16 protein-coding genes are annotated in these 17,152 nt (G+C 64.2%); 8 read left to right on the top strand and 8 right to left on the bottom strand.

Translation table 11 applies throughout. The features are described from left to right. Positions 1-103: 103 nt before the first annotated feature. Both ACW5DN_RS07850 and ACW5DN_RS07855 read left to right on the top strand, forming a co-directional pair. On the top strand, positions 104-1,051 hold the full coding sequence (locus ACW5DN_RS07850) for a DMT family transporter (protein ID WP_456962153.1): 948 nt from the start codon (positions 104-106) through the stop codon (positions 1,049-1,051). A 60-nt stretch (positions 1,052-1,111) separates the two neighbouring features. After that, the gene (locus ACW5DN_RS07855) at positions 1,112-1,504 is read left to right on the top strand and encodes a DoxX family protein (protein WP_456962154.1); all 393 of its coding nucleotides are present in this window, start codon (positions 1,112-1,114) and stop codon (positions 1,502-1,504) included. A 12-nt stretch (positions 1,505-1,516) separates the two neighbouring features. On the opposite strand, the gene dbpA is transcribed toward ACW5DN_RS07855, so the two are convergent. Then, positions 1,517-2,911 carry an ATP-dependent RNA helicase DbpA gene (dbpA, locus tag ACW5DN_RS07860; RefSeq protein ID WP_456962155.1) on the bottom strand — a complete coding sequence of 465 codons (1,395 nt, stop codon included), beginning with the start codon at positions 2,909-2,911 and terminating at the stop codon, positions 1,517-1,519. Positions 2,912-3,001: 90 nt separating this feature from the next. Between dbpA and ACW5DN_RS07865 the strand changes: the two genes are divergently transcribed. Then, complete coding sequence (locus ACW5DN_RS07865; RefSeq protein WP_456962156.1) at positions 3,002-3,229, top strand: RNA-binding S4 domain-containing protein; 228 nt, start codon at positions 3,002-3,004, stop codon at positions 3,227-3,229. Between the two features lie 28 nt (positions 3,230-3,257). On the opposite strand, the gene ACW5DN_RS07870 is transcribed toward ACW5DN_RS07865, so the two are convergent. Both ACW5DN_RS07870 and ACW5DN_RS07875 read right to left on the bottom strand, forming a co-directional pair. After that, positions 3,258-4,046 carry a BON domain-containing protein gene (locus ACW5DN_RS07870; protein WP_456962157.1) on the bottom strand — a complete coding sequence of 263 codons (789 nt, stop codon included), beginning with the start codon at positions 4,044-4,046 and terminating at the stop codon, positions 3,258-3,260. A 125-nt stretch (positions 4,047-4,171) separates the two neighbouring features. Continuing rightward, on the bottom strand, positions 4,172-5,260 hold the full coding sequence (locus ACW5DN_RS07875; protein ID WP_456962158.1) for a hypothetical protein: 1,089 nt from the start codon (positions 5,258-5,260) through the stop codon (positions 4,172-4,174). Between the two features lie 114 nt (positions 5,261-5,374). Between ACW5DN_RS07875 and ACW5DN_RS07880 the strand changes: the two genes are divergently transcribed. Beyond that, positions 5,375-5,671 (top strand): GIY-YIG nuclease family protein, encoded by a 297-nt coding sequence (locus tag ACW5DN_RS07880; protein WP_456962159.1) that lies wholly within the window; start codon positions 5,375-5,377, stop codon positions 5,669-5,671. Here the strand turns inward: ACW5DN_RS07880 and ACW5DN_RS07885 are convergent. Continuing rightward, complete coding sequence (locus ACW5DN_RS07885) at positions 5,624-7,117, bottom strand: amino acid permease (protein WP_456962160.1); 1,494 nt, start codon at positions 7,115-7,117, stop codon at positions 5,624-5,626. The genes ACW5DN_RS07880 and ACW5DN_RS07885 overlap by 48 nt on opposite strands. Positions 7,118-7,233: 116 nt before the next feature. Here ACW5DN_RS07885 and upp point away from each other — a divergent pair, with 116 nt between their 5' ends. Beyond that, a complete protein-coding gene (gene upp / locus ACW5DN_RS07890) occupies positions 7,234-7,869 on the top strand; it encodes a uracil phosphoribosyltransferase (protein WP_456962161.1) in 636 nt (211 codons plus the stop codon). 20 nt (positions 7,870-7,889) lie between these two features. Here upp and ACW5DN_RS07895 read toward each other — a convergent pair whose 3' ends face one another. Then, on the bottom strand, positions 7,890-9,620 hold the full coding sequence (locus ACW5DN_RS07895) for a DUF2207 domain-containing protein (protein ID WP_456962162.1): 1,731 nt from the start codon (positions 9,618-9,620) through the stop codon (positions 7,890-7,892). Next, positions 9,617-10,168, bottom strand: a complete 552-nt coding sequence (locus tag ACW5DN_RS07900; RefSeq protein WP_456962163.1) for a LemA family protein — start codon at positions 10,166-10,168, stop codon at positions 9,617-9,619. Before ACW5DN_RS07900 ends, ACW5DN_RS07895 begins: the two co-directional genes overlap by 4 nt. A gap of 184 nt (positions 10,169-10,352) precedes the next feature. Here ACW5DN_RS07900 and htpG point away from each other — a divergent pair, with 184 nt between their 5' ends. Then, on the top strand, positions 10,353-12,257 hold the full coding sequence (gene htpG / locus ACW5DN_RS07905) for a molecular chaperone HtpG (RefSeq protein ID WP_456962164.1): 1,905 nt from the start codon (positions 10,353-10,355) through the stop codon (positions 12,255-12,257). A gap of 72 nt (positions 12,258-12,329) precedes the next feature. Here the strand turns inward: htpG and ACW5DN_RS07910 are convergent, their stop codons facing one another. Beyond that, positions 12,330-13,037 carry an HAD family hydrolase gene (locus tag ACW5DN_RS07910; RefSeq protein ID WP_456962165.1) on the bottom strand — a complete coding sequence of 236 codons (708 nt, stop codon included), beginning with the start codon at positions 13,035-13,037 and terminating at the stop codon, positions 12,330-12,332. A gap of 163 nt (positions 13,038-13,200) precedes the next feature. On the opposite strand from ACW5DN_RS07910, the gene ACW5DN_RS07915 reads away from it, so the two are divergent. Continuing rightward, positions 13,201-14,559 (top strand): Gfo/Idh/MocA family protein, encoded by a 1,359-nt coding sequence (locus ACW5DN_RS07915; protein ID WP_456962166.1) that lies wholly within the window; start codon positions 13,201-13,203, stop codon positions 14,557-14,559. Positions 14,560-14,581: 22 nt separating this feature from the next. Here ACW5DN_RS07915 and ACW5DN_RS07920 read toward each other — a convergent pair whose 3' ends face one another. Continuing rightward, the gene (locus tag ACW5DN_RS07920; RefSeq protein WP_456962167.1) at positions 14,582-16,234 is read right to left on the bottom strand and encodes a M28 family metallopeptidase; all 1,653 of its coding nucleotides are present in this window, start codon (positions 16,232-16,234) and stop codon (positions 14,582-14,584) included. A gap of 191 nt (positions 16,235-16,425) precedes the next feature. Between ACW5DN_RS07920 and ACW5DN_RS07925 the strand changes: the two genes are divergently transcribed. Next, positions 16,426-17,148 (top strand): DUF3348 domain-containing protein, encoded by a 723-nt coding sequence (locus tag ACW5DN_RS07925; protein WP_456962168.1) that lies wholly within the window; start codon positions 16,426-16,428, stop codon positions 17,146-17,148. The last annotated feature ends 4 nt before the right edge of the window (positions 17,149-17,152 follow it).

A 17,152-nucleotide genomic window follows, 5' to 3' on the forward strand; every position in this document is an offset into this window, starting at 1 on the left:
TGGACCGGTCTGGCTTGAATCGAGCCGCTATTGTCCTCCACTGCCCCGCCATCGCAAGCGCATAATTGCCGGTTCTGACCGCAACCCCACCACCCATCACGCCATGCCGATGACTCCGCACAACAAGGCGTTCCTGCAGATCCACTTCTGCGTGCTGCTGTGGGGGTTCACGGCGATCCTCGGCAAGTTGATCACGCTTCCGGCCCTGCCCCTGGTGTGGACACGGATGTTGATCGTGGTGGTCGCGCTGGCCTTGCTGCCCAGGGTCTGGCGCGGGCTGCGCGCGATGCCGGCGAGGCTGTTCTGGGCCTACGCCGGCATCGGCGTGCTGGTGGCCTTGCACTGGCTGACCTTCTACGGCGCGATCAAACTGGCCAACGCCTCGGTCGGTGCAACCTGCATGGCACTGGCCACGGTGTTCACCGCGCTGATCGAACCCAGCCTGGCACGTACCCGATTCAATCGACGCGACCTGGCCCTGGGCGTTGGCGTGTTGCCCGGCGTCGCGCTGATCGTCGGCGGAGTCCCTGCCGACATGCGGATCGGCATTGCCGTGGGTGCGCTGTCGGCCTTGTTCGTGGCCCTGTTCGGCTCGCTCAACAAACGACTGGTCCACCACGCCGATCCGTTGACGGTCACCGCGTTGGAACTGGGCGCCGGCACCCTTGCGTTGACGGCATTGGCGCCGGTGATGCCGCTGGTGTTTCCCGCCTTCTCCGGCGACTTGCTGGTGATGCCCGGGACCCGCGATATGGTCCTGTTACTGGTGCTGGCGCTGGTCTGCACACTGCTTCCGTTCGCGCTGTCGCTGGTTGCATTGCGCCACATGAGCGCCTTCTCCGCCCAGCTCGCCGTCAACCTGGAGCCGGTCTACGCCATCGTGCTGGCCATTTTGCTATTGGGTGAACAGCACGAACTGACGATGTATTTCTACCTGGGCGTGACGATCATCCTGTCGGCAGTGTTCGTCCATCCGCTGCTGGGCAAGCCGCGCCGGGTCGAGCACCCCGAGATGCTGGTGACGGCGGAATCCAAGAGCGTGGTGGAGTAACCGTGAAACCAGCAGAATCAAACGTATGCTTGTCCCCTCCTCCCGACCAGGATCGCTCCGATGAATCCAGCGCTGCAGCAAGATCTCGCCAAACTGTTCCTGCGGGTCGCTTTGGGGCTACTGATCCTGCTCCATGGACTCTCCAAACTTGACGGCGGTCTGGCGTCCATCACCGGCATGGTCGAGGCGCGCGGCCTACCCGGCTTCCTGGGCTACGCGGTACTGATCGGCGAGGTGGTAGCGCCGTTGATGGTCCTGATCGGCTTCTACGCCCGAATCGGTGGGCTGCTGATTGCCATCAACATGATCGTCGCCGTCGTTCTCGTTCATGCCGGTCAACTGGGCAGCATGAGCGGTGGCGGCTGGGCACTGGAACTGCAGGGGATGTACTTTGTCACCGGGCTGGCGATCGCGTTGCTTGGCCCGGGACGGTTCAGCGTCAACGGCCGATAGCCGCAAACCCGCCTAGATCCGGTTGACCCGGAAGCGGCGACCCTTGATTTTTCCTGCACGCAACTGCGCCAGCGCGGTGTCGGCCTGGTTGCGGGCAATGGCGACGTAGGAACGGGTTGCGAAGACGTCGATCTTGCCCACTGCCGAGGCCGCCAGACCGGCATCGCCGGTCAATGCGCCGACGATATCGCCGGGTCGCAACTTGTCGGTGCGCCCGGCATCGATCCGCAGGGTAACCATGGCCGCTGGCTTCACCCCGGAGGCCTTGCCGGCCAATGGTGTGCCGCGTCGCCAAGCCAGTGCGGTACCCGTATGTTCGGCAATCGCCAGCGCACGGGGTACTTCGCGCGGCGCGCACAGACTCAGGGCCAATCCATCCTTGCCTGCACGACCGGTGCGGCCGATGCGGTGCACGTAGATGTCCGGATCGGTCGGCAGCTCGTAATTGACCACCGCTGCCAGGTCCTCGACGTCAAGCCCACGCGCGGCGACATCGCTGGCGACCAGTACGCTGCAACTGCGGTTGGCGAAGCGCACCAGGATCTCGTCGCGATCGCGCTGCTCCATGTCGCCATGCAGGGCCAGCGCGGTGAAACCGTAGTGCTCAAGCGACGTGACCACCTCGGCGGTATCGCGGCGCATATTGCAGAACACCACGCAGGACTCGGGACGGAACTCAAGCAGCAACGCGGCCAGCAACGGCGTCTTGCGCGCGGACTCGACCTCGTAGAAAAGCTGCTGGATCGGGGCCTGGCTTTCGGCCGCTTCCACGGTGATTTCCAGTGGCTGCTGCAGCATCGCGTTCGCCAGCCCGCGGATGGCATCGGGAAAGGTCGCCGAGAACAGCAGGCTTTGACGATCCTTCGGGGTCTTGCCGACGATCTCCCGGATCGGCTCCTCGAAGCCCATGTCGAGCATCCGGTCGGCCTCATCCAACACCAGCGTTCGCACTCCGCGAAGATGCAGCGCCTTCTTGCGCAGCAGTTCCTGGATGCGTCCGGGCGTGCCGACCACCACCTGCGGGTCGTGGGTCGCCAGTGACGCCAGCTGCGGCCCCAGCGCCATGCCTCCGCACAGCACCGACACCTTCAAGTTGGGGATACCCAGCGCCAGTTTGCGCAGTTGCTTGCCGACCTGATCGGCCAGTTCGCGCGTGGGGCACAGCACCAATGCCTGGGTCTGGATCCGGGCCGGATCCAGGCGGTGCAACAGGCCCAGACCGAACGCCGCGGTCTTGCCGCTGCCGGTGGGCGCTTGCGCAATTACGTCACGGCCGTCCAGGATCGCCGGTAACGACTGCGCCTGGATCGGGGTCAGCTGCCGGTATCCCAGCGCCTCGACGCCCTGCATCAGGCTCGTGGGCAGCGATAGCGAAGCGAAGGACGGGTCGGTGGCAGTCTGGGTCATGCGCCATGATCGCAGGTTGCCGGCCGGTCAGGTATTGCGCACGTTCATGCCGGCTGCGACCCTGCATCCTCCCCGCTGACTGAGCCGCAGATGCAAGCATCCGATTTCGAACTCGATCCCGCCCACGACCATGTCGAACTCAACCAGTTGCTCAAACTGGCCGGGCTATGCGATAGCGGCGGCGCCGGCAAGGCCATGGTCGCCAGCGGTGCCGTCGCCGTGGATGGCGTGACCGAGTTGCGCAAGACCTGCAAGATCCGCGTGGGCCAGGTTGTCACCTTGGGAGACGCCGAAATCAGGGTGATCCCGGCGTCCTGACCGGTCGTGCCCGGCGACGCGACGCGGCTTATCCGCTCGTCGTGCTGCCTCCTGGCGTGCTGCTGCCTGATGCAGTGCCACCGCGATCGCTGGCGACACCGGCGCTACGAGCGGCATCCGGTGCAGCCTGCGCACTGGCCGTCCCGGACGACCAGGGCTGCCGCTCATCACCATCGGCCGCCGTCAGTACGCGGATCCGGTTCTCCACGTGGCGCACGCCGCTGCAGGCATCCGCCAGATCCTCGGCGCGATGTTTCATCCAGCGTTGCGCGACCGTACCGTCCAGCGTCGCGGTGCCATCGACAACCTTGACCTCGATGTCGCTGGCGTCCACATCGTGATCCTGGCTCAGCCGCTCGCACAGATCCTCGTTGATGCGACTGTCGGAACGAACATAGTTTTTGGGCCCCATGCCGCTGTAGCTGCGCCGCTGCGGCCCGCGATAGTCTGCTCCGTCGTAAGCCGTCTGGCTGTAACCCGGGCGGTCGTAATAGTCGGGCTGGGTGTCGCCAGGCACGGCATAGCGCTGGGCGTGGCGGGTCACGTTTTCGCCCAGATACGTATCCGGCCCAGCGCCGGCATAGCCGGGGCCAGCCTCACGTTCCGGCTGATCCGCGCGAGAACGGGGGTTGGCGTCATGCCGGTACTGGTTCTGGTCTCGTCGCGATCCATGGGGAGCCTGGTTACGGTTGGTCATCCCGTCTCTCCGTTCGTCCATCCATTCACGCCCCGACTGAACCCATTGCGCGCCCATGTCGACGACGTCCTGGGCCATCGCCTTGAGATCATTGCCGACGTTCCTGTTCCTGTCTTGCACCGGTCACCTCCTTCCGTTGCGTTGGATGCACCGAGCCTGCTGGCACGTCACCGCAAGCCGCACCTTGGAAGATGGGGCAACGGGTATTAACGCAATGTGGCGGTTGTGTTAGTCGGCTGTATTGGTTATGACGTCGGATTGCCGTTGAGCACGTCGTCGGGCATTTCCAGCGCCGAGTCGTATTCGGACAACGGGCTCTGCGTCGGGCACTCGCTGTCCGGGAAACCGAAACGGTGGCGCAATTGCTGGGCACATTCGCCCATTACCCCCACCTCCCCACCGGGAGCCTGGCATTCACGTTCGAAAGCCCGGTAAAACGCATCCTTGCGCTGGACGAACGCTTCGCCGCACTGGCGGGTCAACTGGATGCGCTGCAGGTCATCCTCCACCGCGTTCAGGCCGTTCAATCCGTACAGTTCCAACTCGTCATCGGTCAGCAGGCGCAAGCGACGGTTGGGGACGGTCATCATCAAGTCCGCGACGGCAAACGCCACCCCGTTCCGCTGCAGGTATTCGCGCACTTGGGCGTGGACTTCTTCCAGTTCCTGCTGCAGCTCGGCGCGTGAGGTGGCTTTTGACCCGATCCGGATCATCCGGTGTATCCCGACCTTGCCGGCAATCATCCGCATGTCCCCGGCCGCCAGCACCAGCACGCAAGAGCTGTGACAGACGGCGTCCTCGCGCACCCAGACCGTCCAGCCCGAGCCACCAATCAGGTCGCCGACCCGGATTGCCTGCTCGATCTGGCCACCGGTGGAGTCGATGTCGAGGATGCGCTTGTCGATGCCCAGGGTGTCGGCAAGCTCCACCACACGTTCGACCAGAGCAGTGAATTCACTGGATATCTTGCCTTGGTAGCGCAACCGCAACAGCCCGGGATCGCTGCACCGGGCCAGCGACCTGCGCATTACCGAATAGCCCAGCGAGAGCAAAGGCTGACCTTCGCCATCGGCATAATCCGAGTCGCAACTGATCCATGCTTCACCGGCGGTCAATGCCATTGGTTGCCAGTCGGTTTCCACCCGCTCGCTGATCCGCACCGGCGCCACCGGTACGGCGACCGTCGCATCCGATACCGCTCCGCCCGGCGGTTCCACGGCGGCATCTGCGCGGGTCTCGGTGACCGGCGCGGTGGCGTCAACCGGCGCCTGCAGGTTGCAGGCCGCCAATAACAACGTCACGCAGATCGCGGCGAGGCACCGGGGCTTGGACATGCGCGAAAAACCGACAGTCAGGATGGAGGCCCAGTTTAGGGTGCATGGGATGCACGCGGCTCAACGCCGGATGAACATTTTTCGCTCATCGGCCGTCCTCGTTACACTGCGCCGATGACCTGCTGGTACGTCTACCTGATCGAGTGCCGCGACGGCAGCCTGTATACCGGCATCGCCATCGATGTGGAGCGTCGTTATGCCCAGCATCTGGCGGGCAAAGGTGCGCGCTATACCCGCGCGCACCCTCCGGTACGACTGATGGCCCGGTTCGAGCACCCCGACCGCAGCAGCGCCAGCCGCGCCGAATACGCCATCAAGCAACTCAGCGCCGCCCGCAAACGCGCGTTATGCGGCGAGGCAAACCTATCCGTCGCGCCCGATCTCCCCTCTCTCACGCATCCCGACCCGTGAATGGCGCCGCCCGTAGAGGAAGTAGATGGCAAAGCCAACCGCCAACCAGACCACGAACCGCACCCAGGTCAACGTGGTCAGGTTGAGCATCAGATACGTACACAGCAGCGCCGAGACGATGGGCAGCACGGGTGAGAACGGCACCTTGTAGCCGCGGGTCAGGTCGGGGCGTTTGTGGCGCAACACCACCACTCCGACGCTGACCAGTACGAACGCGGACAGGGTGCCGATGTTGATCATCTCTTCCAGTATTTCCACGTTGGTGAAGCCCGCCAGCAACGCGACCGCCGCGCCGCTGATCAGTTGCAGGCGCACCGGTGTATGGCGCTGGTCGGAGGTCACTGCGAGCCAGCGCGGCAACAACCCGTCGCGACTCATCGCCAACAGCACACGGGACAGGCCCAGCAGCAACACCATGATGACCGTCGTCAGCCCGATCAGGATCCCCACCGAGATCACTTGCGCGGCCCAATCGGCGCCCACGGCAACGAATGCGGTGGCCAGCGATGGATTCTCCGCCGCCGCCAGTACCGTGTACGGCACCATTCCCGTCAGCGCCAGCGATACCAGTATGTACAGCACACTCACCAGCGCCAGTCCGCCGAAGATGCCGCGCGGCAAGGTCTTCTGCGGATCCTTGACCTCCTCGGCCGAGGTGGCGACGACGTCAAAGCCGATGAAAGCGAAGAACACCAGCGCCGCCCCCGACAGCACGCCGGCAACACCGTACTGGGCCGGCGCCGCGCCCGTGGCCCATGACACCAGCGATTGCGACCACACATCCGAATCACCTCCACCGGTTGGCACTGCCGGCGGCACGAACGGGGTGAAGTTCTCCATTTTCAGGTACGTGAAACCGACCACGATGACGAACAGCACGATGCCGACCTTGATCAGGGTGAACACGTTGTTGACCCGGGCCGACAACTGGGTGCCCTGGATCAGCAATGCGGTGAACACCGCGACGATGAACAGCGGCCCCCAATCCATCCCCAGCCCAAATACGTCGATGGTGGTGGGTATGTGCACATCGAACAGGTCGAACACCGTGCTCAGGTAAATACCCCAGTACTTGGCGATCACCGCGCCGGCGGTCAGCAACTCCAGGATCAGGTCCCAGCCGATGATCCACGCCAACAACTCGCCCATGGTTGCGTAGGTATAGGTGTAGGCACTGCCCGCAACCGGGATGGTGGAGGCGAACTCCGCGTAACACATGATCGCCAGCGCACAGGTCACGGCCGCAAGCACGAACGACAGCGTCACCGCCGGCCCTGCGAAGCTGCCTGCCGCGCGCGCCCCGACCGAGAAGATTCCCGCACCGACCGCCACCGCCACACCCAGGATCATCAGGTCCCAGGTGCTCAGCGAACGCTTGAGCTGGTGGCCGGGCTCGGCCGCATCGGCCATGGATTGCTCGATGGATTTGGTGCGGAACAGACTCATGCTCGGGATCCTGGCTGGGGCCGACCGGCCGTGACGGCTGCGGATTGGCAACGAACCAGCCTATAGCGATTTTCACCCGGGGCGAAAGTGACCAAGGCCATGGCACACTTGGGTCAATGAAAATCGTCGAAGTCCATCATCCGCTGGTGCAACACAAACTCGGCCTGCTGCGTCGCGCAGACAACAGCACCAAGTCGTTCCGCGAACTGTCGTCCGAGGTCGCCACGCTGCTGACCTACGAAGCGACGGCCGACCTGGAAACCGAATCGGTCGAGGTGGAAGGATGGGCCGGAGCTCCCATCCGGATACGCCGGATCAAGGGCCGCAAGATCACCCTGGTGCCGATCCTGCGCGCCGGCATCGGGATGCTGCCGGGCGTGTTGGAAATGATCCCGGCGGCCAAGGTCAGCGTGGTCGGCCTGCAACGCGATGAGCAGACCCTGGGCGCGGTCACCTATTACGAGAAGCTGGTCGGCAACATGTCCGATCGCACCGCACTGATCCTCGACCCGATGCTGGCAACCGGCGGCACGCTGATCGCCACCGTCGACATGCTCAAGGCCGCCGGCGCAACGCGCATCAAGGGCCTGTTCCTGGTCGCCGCGCCCGAAGGCCTGCGCGCGGTCGAGGCGGCGCATCCAGACCTGGAGATCTATACCGCCTCGATCGACGAGCGCCTGAACGAGCGCGGCTACATCCTGCCCGGGCTGGGCGATGCCGGCGACAAGATCTTCGGCACCCGCGCGGACTGAGAACGGGCCCTGCCATCGGCTTACCGCCCGCCGCCCCCTCCTCCGCCGCCACCGCCGCCGGAAAAGCCACCACCGCCACTGCCCGAGCTGCTGCCCGGCGGCGTAGCGGACGAGGAGATCTGCCGGTTCAGCGCGCTGCCTAGTGCGCGGTTCATGTCGCCCAGATTGGCCAGTGAGGAGCTGCTGCGATACCAGTGCATCGCTCCGGCTGCAGCGGCCGCTGCAGCCGCACCCACGGCGGCGGTGAATTTCGCCGTCCAGGCATCCTCCACGTCCAACGCCAACGCATAGGGCAACAGGGCTTGGTAACGCTGCGCATCCAGCGGCGGTGCCTCGCCCGGTGCCTGCATCACGCGCAGTTCGTCGCGCTCGGCCACGCCCAGATACAGACGCAGTCCCTCGACCCGGTCCAGCAGCGCGCGACCCTTTGCAGTCGGCGCCGGCATCAGATGGCCCGCAGCAATATGTGCGCCCAGCGCCAGTACCAACAGCAGAATGATCAGGAACACCCCGTGACCGCCGGACACGATGAACGCGAGCGCCCCGTAAGCGACGGACGCCGCGACACCGATGACCACGGTGCGGGTGTTGCTGACGTAATAGTCGGGCTTCAGTCGCTTCATCAAGGCCTGCTGGTGATCCCGCCGGGCCCCGCCGATGGTGCCGGCATTTTTGTCGGTCAGGATCAGTTCGTCACCGGCCGAGAACAGTTTTTTCTCCAGCTCGCGCTGGGTGGCGGACAACTCTGCGGTCTCGCTGTCGGCCTCGCGTTTCAGCTGCCAATCCTTCCCGCCCTCGTTGTGGATGCTCAGCCCGCCATGCACCGCCATGTCGACCAGGTCAGAGGAAAAACAGCGATTGTCGTAGGCCATCTTGCGCAGGAAACGCAGCTCCGCCGGCGACCAGCCTTCCGGCGGCTCGTACTGCGGAAAAATCGAGCCCGGCTCCGGATCACGACCCCGCCGATGCCAACGATGCAGGTAGAACACCAGCAGGCCCGCCAGTCCGATCAGCGCGATCAATACACCGCTGTTGTCTTTCAACAGCCAACCCAGCTGCTGCATCGTGTCCGGCGCCGCAACGATGCCCTTGGGGAACGCCAGCACGATCGTGATCCCCTCGCCCGGTGCCAAAGCACGGGTAGTCCGGTATTCCGCCTCGCCGGCGTCGTTGACCGACGCCTGGTGATCCTGGCCCTTCGCCCCGGCGCGTCCCGTATAGGCCTCCGCCTTCAACTGCGAAGCCGGCACGGCCACGGGCAGATGCACCCGCGCGGTGACTTGCTCTATCGGAAACGCCCAGCCCAGACCGGTCGCATTCCAGTACAGCTCGTCGTGGGAATCGAAGAAGCCCATCTGCCGGGAAGTGCGATAGCGGATCGTGTAGGTGATCTCAGCCGGCACCGGCAGCAACGCGTCATCGCCGGTGTTGATGCGCACCCCGTTGTCGATGCGCTCGGTGAAACCGGGTTCCGGCCGACCATCGCGCTTGATCCCGAGCAGCTTGAAATCCACCACAACCCGGTTGCCGGCCCGGTCCTTGTAGCGGGTCGGAAAATCCCGGTAGATACCGCGGCGGATCTGCTTGCCTTCGGCCCGTACGCGGATTGTCTCGACGACTTCCAGCCCGCCGTCGGCAAGCACCGTGATATCGCTGTCGAAGCCGAGGATCCGTTCCTGCGCGTTTGCCACGGCCGGCCACAGGCCCAGCACCCACGCCAAACCCATCAACACGCCCAGCAAATGCCTCATCGCAACGTCTCCACTTTCGGCACGGCGCGACTGCCCTCACCGGCTTCAAAAAACTCCGCTTCGGCGAATCCGAAACCGCGCGCCACCAACAGGTCTGGAAACTTCTGTACCGCATCATTGAGTTCGCGAACCGCGCCGTTGTAAAAGCGCCGCGCGTATTGGAGATGATCTTCCACCTCCACCAGATCGCGCTGTAACTGCAGGAAGTTCCCGCTGGCCTTCAGGTCCGGATAGGCCTCCTGCAACAACAGCAACCGGACGACGCCCTGCTCCAGCGCGTGCTCGATGCCGGCCAGCTGCGCCGGGGACTGCGTCTGCATCGCCTGCCCGCGCAACGCCGTCACGCTGTCGAGGGTCGCCTTTTCATGATTGGCGTAACCCCGCACCGCCTCCACCAGCATCGGCACCAGATCATGTCGGCGCAGCAACTGCACGTCGATGTCGGCCCAGCCCGCCCGCACCAGATTCCGCAACCGCACCAGGCGGTTGAAGGCCACCACTGCCCAGGCCAGCAGGGCCAGGACTACCAGCATCAGCACCCATCCCATCAGCCACTCCCCGATTTTTGCAACCATCCTTTCAGCCGCCGATTATTGGCACATGCGGGAGGCAGCGGCCAATGACGAGCCGACTCGAGTCACGGCCGATCATGCCGTCCGGCTTGATTTCGCCTCACGCACACCCACGTTCACTGGCTGACCAATCTGTTTTCGCGCCAATGGACCTCTACGCATGAACGCAAGCACCGAAACCCGCCAATTTGAAGCCGAAGTCGCCCAGGTCCTGCATCTGGTCACGCACTCGCTGTATTCGCACAAGGAGATCTTCCTGCGCGAGCTGATCTCCAACGCCTCCGACGCCTGCGACAAGTTGCGCTTCGAGGCGATCGCCCACCCGGAGATGACCGCTGGCGATGGCGAGCTGCATATCGACGTCAGCTGTGACAAGGACGCCCGCACCATCACCATCCGCGACAACGGCATCGGCATGAGCCGCGATGAAGTCGTGGCCAACATCGGCACTATCGCCAGCTCCGGCACACGCCGCTTCCTGGCCGCGATGGGGAACGAGCAGAAGGCCGACGCCCGCTTGATCGGTCAGTTTGGCGTGGGCTTCTATTCGGCCTACGTGGTTGCCGACAAGGTCACCGTGTTGACCCGCCGCGCCGACGCGCCGGCGAGCGGCGGGGTGAAGTGGGAGAGCGACGGCAAGGGTGAATACACCCTGGAGCCGGTCGAGCTGGCCGAGCGTGGCACCACCGTGGTACTGCACCTTAAAGCCGATGAGGACGAGTTCCTTGCCGACTGGAAGCTGCGCTCGCTGATCAACCGCTACTCCGACCACGTTGCCTTCCCGATCCGGATGCCCAAGGAAGTGGCCGACAAGGACGAAAGCGACGACGACAAGAACGAAGACGCCACGGCGGCCGACGAATGGGAAACCGTAAACGCCGCCTCCGCGCTGTGGACCAAGCCCAAGTCGGAGATTTCCGACGAGGAATACCAGGGCTTCTACAAGTCACTCGGCCACGACTTCAATGATGCGTTGGCGTGGTCGCACAACCGCGTCGAAGGCAACCAGAGTTTCACCACGCTGCTGTACTTGCCGTCGCAGCCGCCGTTCGACCTGATGATGGGCGGGCGCGACGAGCGCAAGGGGCTGAAGCTCTACATCAAGCGCGTGTTCGTGATGGACGCCGCCGAGGAGCTGCTGCCCAATTACCTGCGTTTCGTGCGCGGAGTGATCGATGCCGACGACCTGCCGCTCAACGTCAGCCGCGAGTTGCTGCAGCACAACCGCCAGCTGGAGCGCATCAAGGCCAGCTGCGTGAAGCGGGTGCTGGACCTGATCGAGTCGCTGGCACGCAACGAGCCCGAGAAGTTCACCACTTTCTACAAGGCCTTTGGCAACACGCTCAAGGAAGGCATCGGCGAGGATGTCGGCAACCGCGAACGCATCGCCAAGCTGCTTCGCTTCGCTTCCACCAAGGCCGAGGGCAGCAAGCAGACGGTCTCGCTGGACGATTACATCGGCCGCATGACCGAAGGCCAGGACACCATCTGGTTCATCACCGCGGAGAGCCATGCCGCCGCATTCGGAAGCCCGCAGTTGGAGGCATTCAAGGCCAAGGGAGTCGAAGTGCTGTTGATGTCCGACCGCATCGACGAGTGGATGCTCGGCTCGCTGCACGAGTACGACGGCAAGAAGTTGCAGAACGTCGCCAAGGGCGAGTTGCCGCTGGACGAGGATGACAAGGCCAGGCAGGACGCGGCCGTCAAATCCGCGGAACCGCTGGTGGCCAGGCTCAAGACCCTGCTGGGCGACCGCGTCAGCGACGTGCGCGTGTCCGCCCGTCTCACCGACTCGCCTTCCTGCCTGGCGTTGGCCGACTACGACATGGCCCCGCATTTCGCCCGACTGATGCGCGAAGCCGGCCAGGAACTGCCCGAAAGCAAGCCGACGCTGGAGATCAATCCGCAGCACGAACTGCTCAATCGGGTCGAGGCGGAAACCGACGATGCCAAGGCGCAGGACCTGGCCACGCTGCTGCTGGAGCAGGCCGAGATCGCCGCCGGCGCACCGCTGCCCGATCCTGCCGCATTCGTGCAGCGGATGAACCGGGTGTTGCTGGGCTGACCAACATCCCCGCGAAAGCGGGGATCCAGCGACCTCCAAACCCGCCGGCCTCCGGCGGGTTTTTTCATGGGGCTACTTGCCGCCGATCTTCGGCGTGCGGGCCGGGACAAAGCGCTCCAGCGCGAAACCGACCAGTTCGCCGATCCGTTCCACCACGATATCGGGTGGCGGCACGAAGGTCTTTCCGATCGCTTCATCGGCGTAATGGCCCTGGCTGACGAACACCGTGGTCAGGCGCGCACCCATGACCTGCTTCATCTCGGCCAGCAGTCGCGGCTTGTCATCGACCATCACGTAATGGCGCGCCGGAAACCGGCGTTGCACCGCGTCGAGCATGTGCTGCTTGTGCAGGTAGATCAGCACCCGGCCGTGCAAGGCGTCCCAAAGGCCAGAACGCTGGACCTTGCGCGGCTGGAATACCACGTCGCCATCGGACAACACCACCGGCGTGCCGAGCGTGTGCAGATGCCTGACCACCTCCAGCGCTTCGGGGTAAAGGCGCTGCGCAAACGGGTACTCAAGCAGGAAGTCGGACATCTGCAACAGGTCCGGATCCGCGTCCAGACCCTCACGGAAGGCCTGCAAGGTCGCGAGGTAATCGGCATAGCCAAGATCCTCGCGAACGCTGTCGTAAAGCGACCAGTAGCGAGCGGCGTCGTCGGCCCCGAAGTCACGCACCAAGCGTGCGTCAAGTTCGGCCTTGAAGCCATCGTTGTCGAGCAAGGTATTGTCGACGTCGAGCAGAAATACGACGTCGCTGTGAGGTTCGGGCTTCAGCATGGGGTTCGCCTGTGTTTCCACCACCCTGCCCGGGTGCCCGTAAACACGGTGTCTGCTCGCCCTCCAGGCGTGGCAGCAGCCCCGGCTTTACGGATGGAGGCCAATTTCACGACGGTGTCGACAAGCTATATTGTCGACCGCCTCAAAAAACGGTACCGGAAGCATGAAACGTCGCGAATTCCTGATTACCGGCATCGCCGGCGGCACCCTGGCTGCTGCCGGGGTTTGGACGCCCGCCTTTGCCCGACCGCGCAGCAAGCTGCGGCTAGGCATGATCGGTACCGGCTTGCGTGGCCAGAGCCTGATGGGTTCGCTGCTGGGACGCAGTGATGTCGACCTGGTTGCGCTGTGTGATATCGAACCGATCATGCTGGGCCGCGCCGTTGCGGCAATCGAGAAGGCCGGCAAGCCGAAGCCGAAGACCTTTGGCGCCGACGGCGATGTGCATGCCTACCGCGGATTGCTGGAGATGGATGACCTGGACGGTGTGATCATCGCCACACCGTGGGAATGGCACGCGCCCATGGCGATCGACGCGATGCAGGCAAAAATACCTGTCGGTTGCGAGGTGGTCGCCGGCATCACCCTGCAGGACCACTGGGACGTGCTGCGCACACAGCAGAAAACCGGCACGCCCTACATGCTGCTGGAGAACGTCTGCTACCGCCGCGACGTGATGGCAGCGCTCAACATGGCTCGCCAGGGCGTGTTCGGCGAGATCGTTCATCTGCAGGGCGGCTACCAGCACGACCTGCGCGGGGTGGGTTTCAACTCCGGCAACCCCGACGAGCCGTACGACAGTGGCGTGGAGTACGGCGACAAGGGCTGGTCGGAGGCGCGCTGGCGGACGCAGCATTCGATCGACCGCAACGGCGACCTGTATCCCAGCCATGGCATCGGGCCGTGCGCGCACTTTGCCAATATCAATCGTGGCAACCGGTTTACCCGGATCAACTCGTTCGCCAGCAAGGCCCGTGGCCTGCACGACTACATCGTCGACAAGGCCGGCCCAAACCATCCCAACGCAACACTCGAGTTCGCCCGTGGCGACGTGATCACCACCCAGATCGCCTGCGAGAACGGCGAGACCATCGTGTTGACACTGGACGTCTCGCTACCGCGTCCCTACTCGCTCGGCTTCCGCGTGCAGGGCACCGAAGGATTGTGGATGGACGTCAACAAAGGCGTCCACATCGAGGGCAAAAGCCCGCCACACAAATGGGACGACGCCCAGGAATGGTTCCGCAAGTACGACCATCCACTGTGGAAGAAATATGCCGAGACCGCGGCGGGCGCGGGACACGGCGGGATGGACTGGTTCGTACTCAACGGCTTCGTGGAGGCTTTGAAAGCCGGCGACGCGATGCCGATCGACATCTACGACGCCGTTACCTGGAGCGCGATCACCCCATTGTCGGAGCAATCGATTGCCGGGAACTTCGAGACCCTCGACTTCCCGGACTTCACCGAGGGCCGGTGGAAGAACCGCAAACCGATCTTCGCGCTGGATACCGGTTATTGACGTCACTCCCCCGGCTTGGATTTTATTTCCGCTGCGTGGCCGTCTCGTCACGGGTGCCGCGGAACTCGGAGTCCTTGCTCCAGTCGGGCCATCGTTGCGAGTTGGCCAGGTCGTTGCCCACCACGTACAACAACTGAAGGTCGCGCGCCATGCCGGTGAAGGGCCAGTCGGCCTGCCATTCGTCGGATGGCTGGTGATAGTGCTGGCTCGTGTACTGGTCTTCGAATACCTTGCCGGCCTCCACGCCGCCATCGATCAGGTCGTTGCCCGCGCCGAACGACACCGCCGGCACACCACGCTTGGCAAACGAGAAGTGATCGGAGCGGAAGAAGTAGCCGGCCTCCGGCTTGGGATCGGGCGTATAGACCATGTCAAACGCTTTGGCGTCCGTGACCATGGCATCCAGCAAACCCAGCTTGGCGTTGCCCGATATGGTGAAATTGCGTGACGGGCCATGCGGGCTCAGCGCATCGGCATTCAACACGCCTGCGGTGGTGGCCAGTGGATAGAGCGGGTTGGCGGCGTAATACTCTGACCCCAGCAGGCCTTTTTCCTCGGCGGTCACGGCCAGGAACACGACCGAACGCTCAGGCTGCGGTGCCTCGGTAAAAGCGCGCGCCAATGCGATCAAGGCGACCACGCCGGTAGCGTTGTCCACCGCGCCGTTGTAGATGCGGTCACCGGTGGCATCGGGCTCACCGATGCCCAGGTGGTCCCAGTGCGCGGTGTACATAACGGTTTGGTCGGGATGCGTGCTGCCCTCGAGGCGGCCGACCACGTTCTGCGAAGTGATGACTTCGGAGTCGACCTTGAAGTTGGCCGACAGGCTTTCGCCCTCCAGAGCCACCGGCTGGAACGCGCGCGTCTGCGCCTGTTTTTTCAGCTCGGCGAAGTCCAACCCCGCCTGCTCGAACATCTCGACCGCCAGGTCGCGCTGGATCCAGCCTTCCAGTTGGACATGCGCTTCAGCCGGCTGGTCGCGCACGATATCGAACATGGTGTTGGTATTGGAGTTCTTCACCGTGTCCCAACCGTAGGACGCCGGCGCCGTCTCATGCACCACCAGCATGCCGACGGCACCGCGCCGCGCGGCCTCTTCATACTTGTAAGTCCAGCGGCCGTAGTAGGTCATCGCCGGGCCACCAAAGTCGCCCTCGCCGGTCTCGAAATCCGGGTCGTTGACCAGCACCACCGCAATCTTGCCGTGCAGGTCCAGCCCCTTGTAGTCGTCCCAGTCGCGCTCCGGTGCGCTGACGCCATAGCCGACAAACACCAGCGGCGCGTCCTTGACGTCAACGGAGGTGGAGCCATCCATCGGTGCGCGGATCGCGATTTCCTCACCCTGGGTCAGTGCTCGCGCTTTGCCGTCCACGGTCAGCGTCAGCGTTGGTACGCCAACGATATTGCTGCGCGCCAGCGGCACCGCCTGGGTCCACGCACGCTTGCCGTCCTTCAGGTCGCCGCCGGGCTCGAGGCCTGCGTCTTTCATCCCGTTGACGATGTAGTCGACGGTCCTGGCTTCCGCTGGAGTCGCGGGTGCCCGACCCTCGAACGCATCGGAAGAGAAAGCTTTCACTTCATCCGACAGTTGTTGCGGATTGAATGTCGGCAGGTCGGCGGCAAATGCGAACGAGCACGCGGGCAGGACAAGCGCGGAAAGGAGCAATCGTTTCAAGGTAGCTACCTGTGCGGAGGCGGTTGACCGGCTGATGCTAGCACCGCTCGCTTTGGGAGCTATCCCGTTAGCTGCCACGTGGAACCCGCCGGCACCGGAGAGCCTGTTCATTCCTGGCTCCGTGCAGGAAGCATGTAAAATTACCGGTTTTCCGAAGCGGTCATGCCGCAGCGATTATGCCGCAGCAAACCATGGCCAAGGCACCTCCACGGACGCCCGTTCCCGGCCCGGCATTCATCCGCCTGTTGGTTCGTCTCACCGATGCCGACATCCAGCCGTCCAGGCACACGTTGTCGGATCGACTGAGTCAATGGATCGACTGGAACCGCGCGGTTGCCCTGTCCCGGGCACTGGATGGCCGGGTTCCCGCCGCCGCTACCGAGGTGCCGGATTTTGACGGCAGCGAGGCATCCGAATGCGCGCGCGTTCGCACCGCGTTGGTGAAGGCCATTGTCCAGGCATCGGCTGCGCTCGAGACGAGCGCATCCGGTTCCGGCGTGGACGATGCGGTGGTGGATTACACCGCCGTTGGTGGCCGTTATCTGGACCTGCAGCGGACGATGCAGGCGGCGACCGGTCGTCTGCGCGGCCAGCTGCGCGACCGGCTCACGCGCGAGTCGGTCGATCTGGCCCGGCTCGCGGAAGTCGATGCGGTCATGGAACAGACCTTGAGTCCACGCGAGAACACCTTGCTGGCTACCGTGCCGGCCCTGCTGGGACAACACTTTTCCCGCCTGCACGCAGCCGGCCAGAGCCCGTTGGCCGACCCGGAAGCCTCCGCTGTCAGCAGCGCCGTCCAACCCGACGCCTGGCTGGAGAGGTTCCACAAGGACGTGCAGGGCCTGCTGCTGGCCGAACTGGAACTGCGTTTTCACCCTGTTGAAGGCCTGCTTGCAGCGCTTCGCACCCGATAGCTGG

It is taken from the genome of Lysobacter sp. A289 (assembly GCF_054072675.1).

Bases quoted from the DNA above. Each gene is read 5' to 3' on its own strand.
- ACW5DN_RS07915 (WP_456962166.1), top strand. From the start codon at position 13,201: ATGAAACGTCGCGAATTCCTGATTACCGGCATCGCCGGCGGCACCCTG.
- ACW5DN_RS07855 (WP_456962154.1), top strand. From the start codon at position 1,112: ATGAATCCAGCGCTGCAGCAAGATCTCGCCAAACTGTTCCTGCGGGTC.
- ACW5DN_RS07880 (WP_456962159.1), top strand. From the start codon at position 5,375: ATGACCTGCTGGTACGTCTACCTGATCGAGTGCCGCGACGGCAGCCTG.
- ACW5DN_RS07875 (WP_456962158.1), bottom strand. From the start codon at position 5,260: ATGTCCAAGCCCCGGTGCCTCGCCGCGATCTGCGTGACGTTGTTATTG.
- ACW5DN_RS07925 (WP_456962168.1), top strand. From the start codon at position 16,426: ATGGCCAAGGCACCTCCACGGACGCCCGTTCCCGGCCCGGCATTCATC.
- ACW5DN_RS07885 (WP_456962160.1), bottom strand. From the start codon at position 7,117: ATGAGTCTGTTCCGCACCAAATCCATCGAGCAATCCATGGCCGATGCG.
- ACW5DN_RS07865 (WP_456962156.1), top strand. From the start codon at position 3,002: ATGCAAGCATCCGATTTCGAACTCGATCCCGCCCACGACCATGTCGAA.
- ACW5DN_RS07900 (WP_456962163.1), bottom strand. From the start codon at position 10,168: ATGGGATGGGTGCTGATGCTGGTAGTCCTGGCCCTGCTGGCCTGGGCA.
- ACW5DN_RS07895 (WP_456962162.1), bottom strand. From the start codon at position 9,620: ATGAGGCATTTGCTGGGCGTGTTGATGGGTTTGGCGTGGGTGCTGGGC.
- htpG (WP_456962164.1), top strand. From the start codon at position 10,353: ATGAACGCAAGCACCGAAACCCGCCAATTTGAAGCCGAAGTCGCCCAG.
- ACW5DN_RS07850 (WP_456962153.1), top strand. From the start codon at position 104: ATGCCGATGACTCCGCACAACAAGGCGTTCCTGCAGATCCACTTCTGC.
- dbpA (WP_456962155.1), bottom strand. From the start codon at position 2,911: ATGACCCAGACTGCCACCGACCCGTCCTTCGCTTCGCTATCGCTGCCC.
- upp (WP_456962161.1), top strand. From the start codon at position 7,234: ATGAAAATCGTCGAAGTCCATCATCCGCTGGTGCAACACAAACTCGGC.
- ACW5DN_RS07910 (WP_456962165.1), bottom strand. From the start codon at position 13,037: ATGCTGAAGCCCGAACCTCACAGCGACGTCGTATTTCTGCTCGACGTC.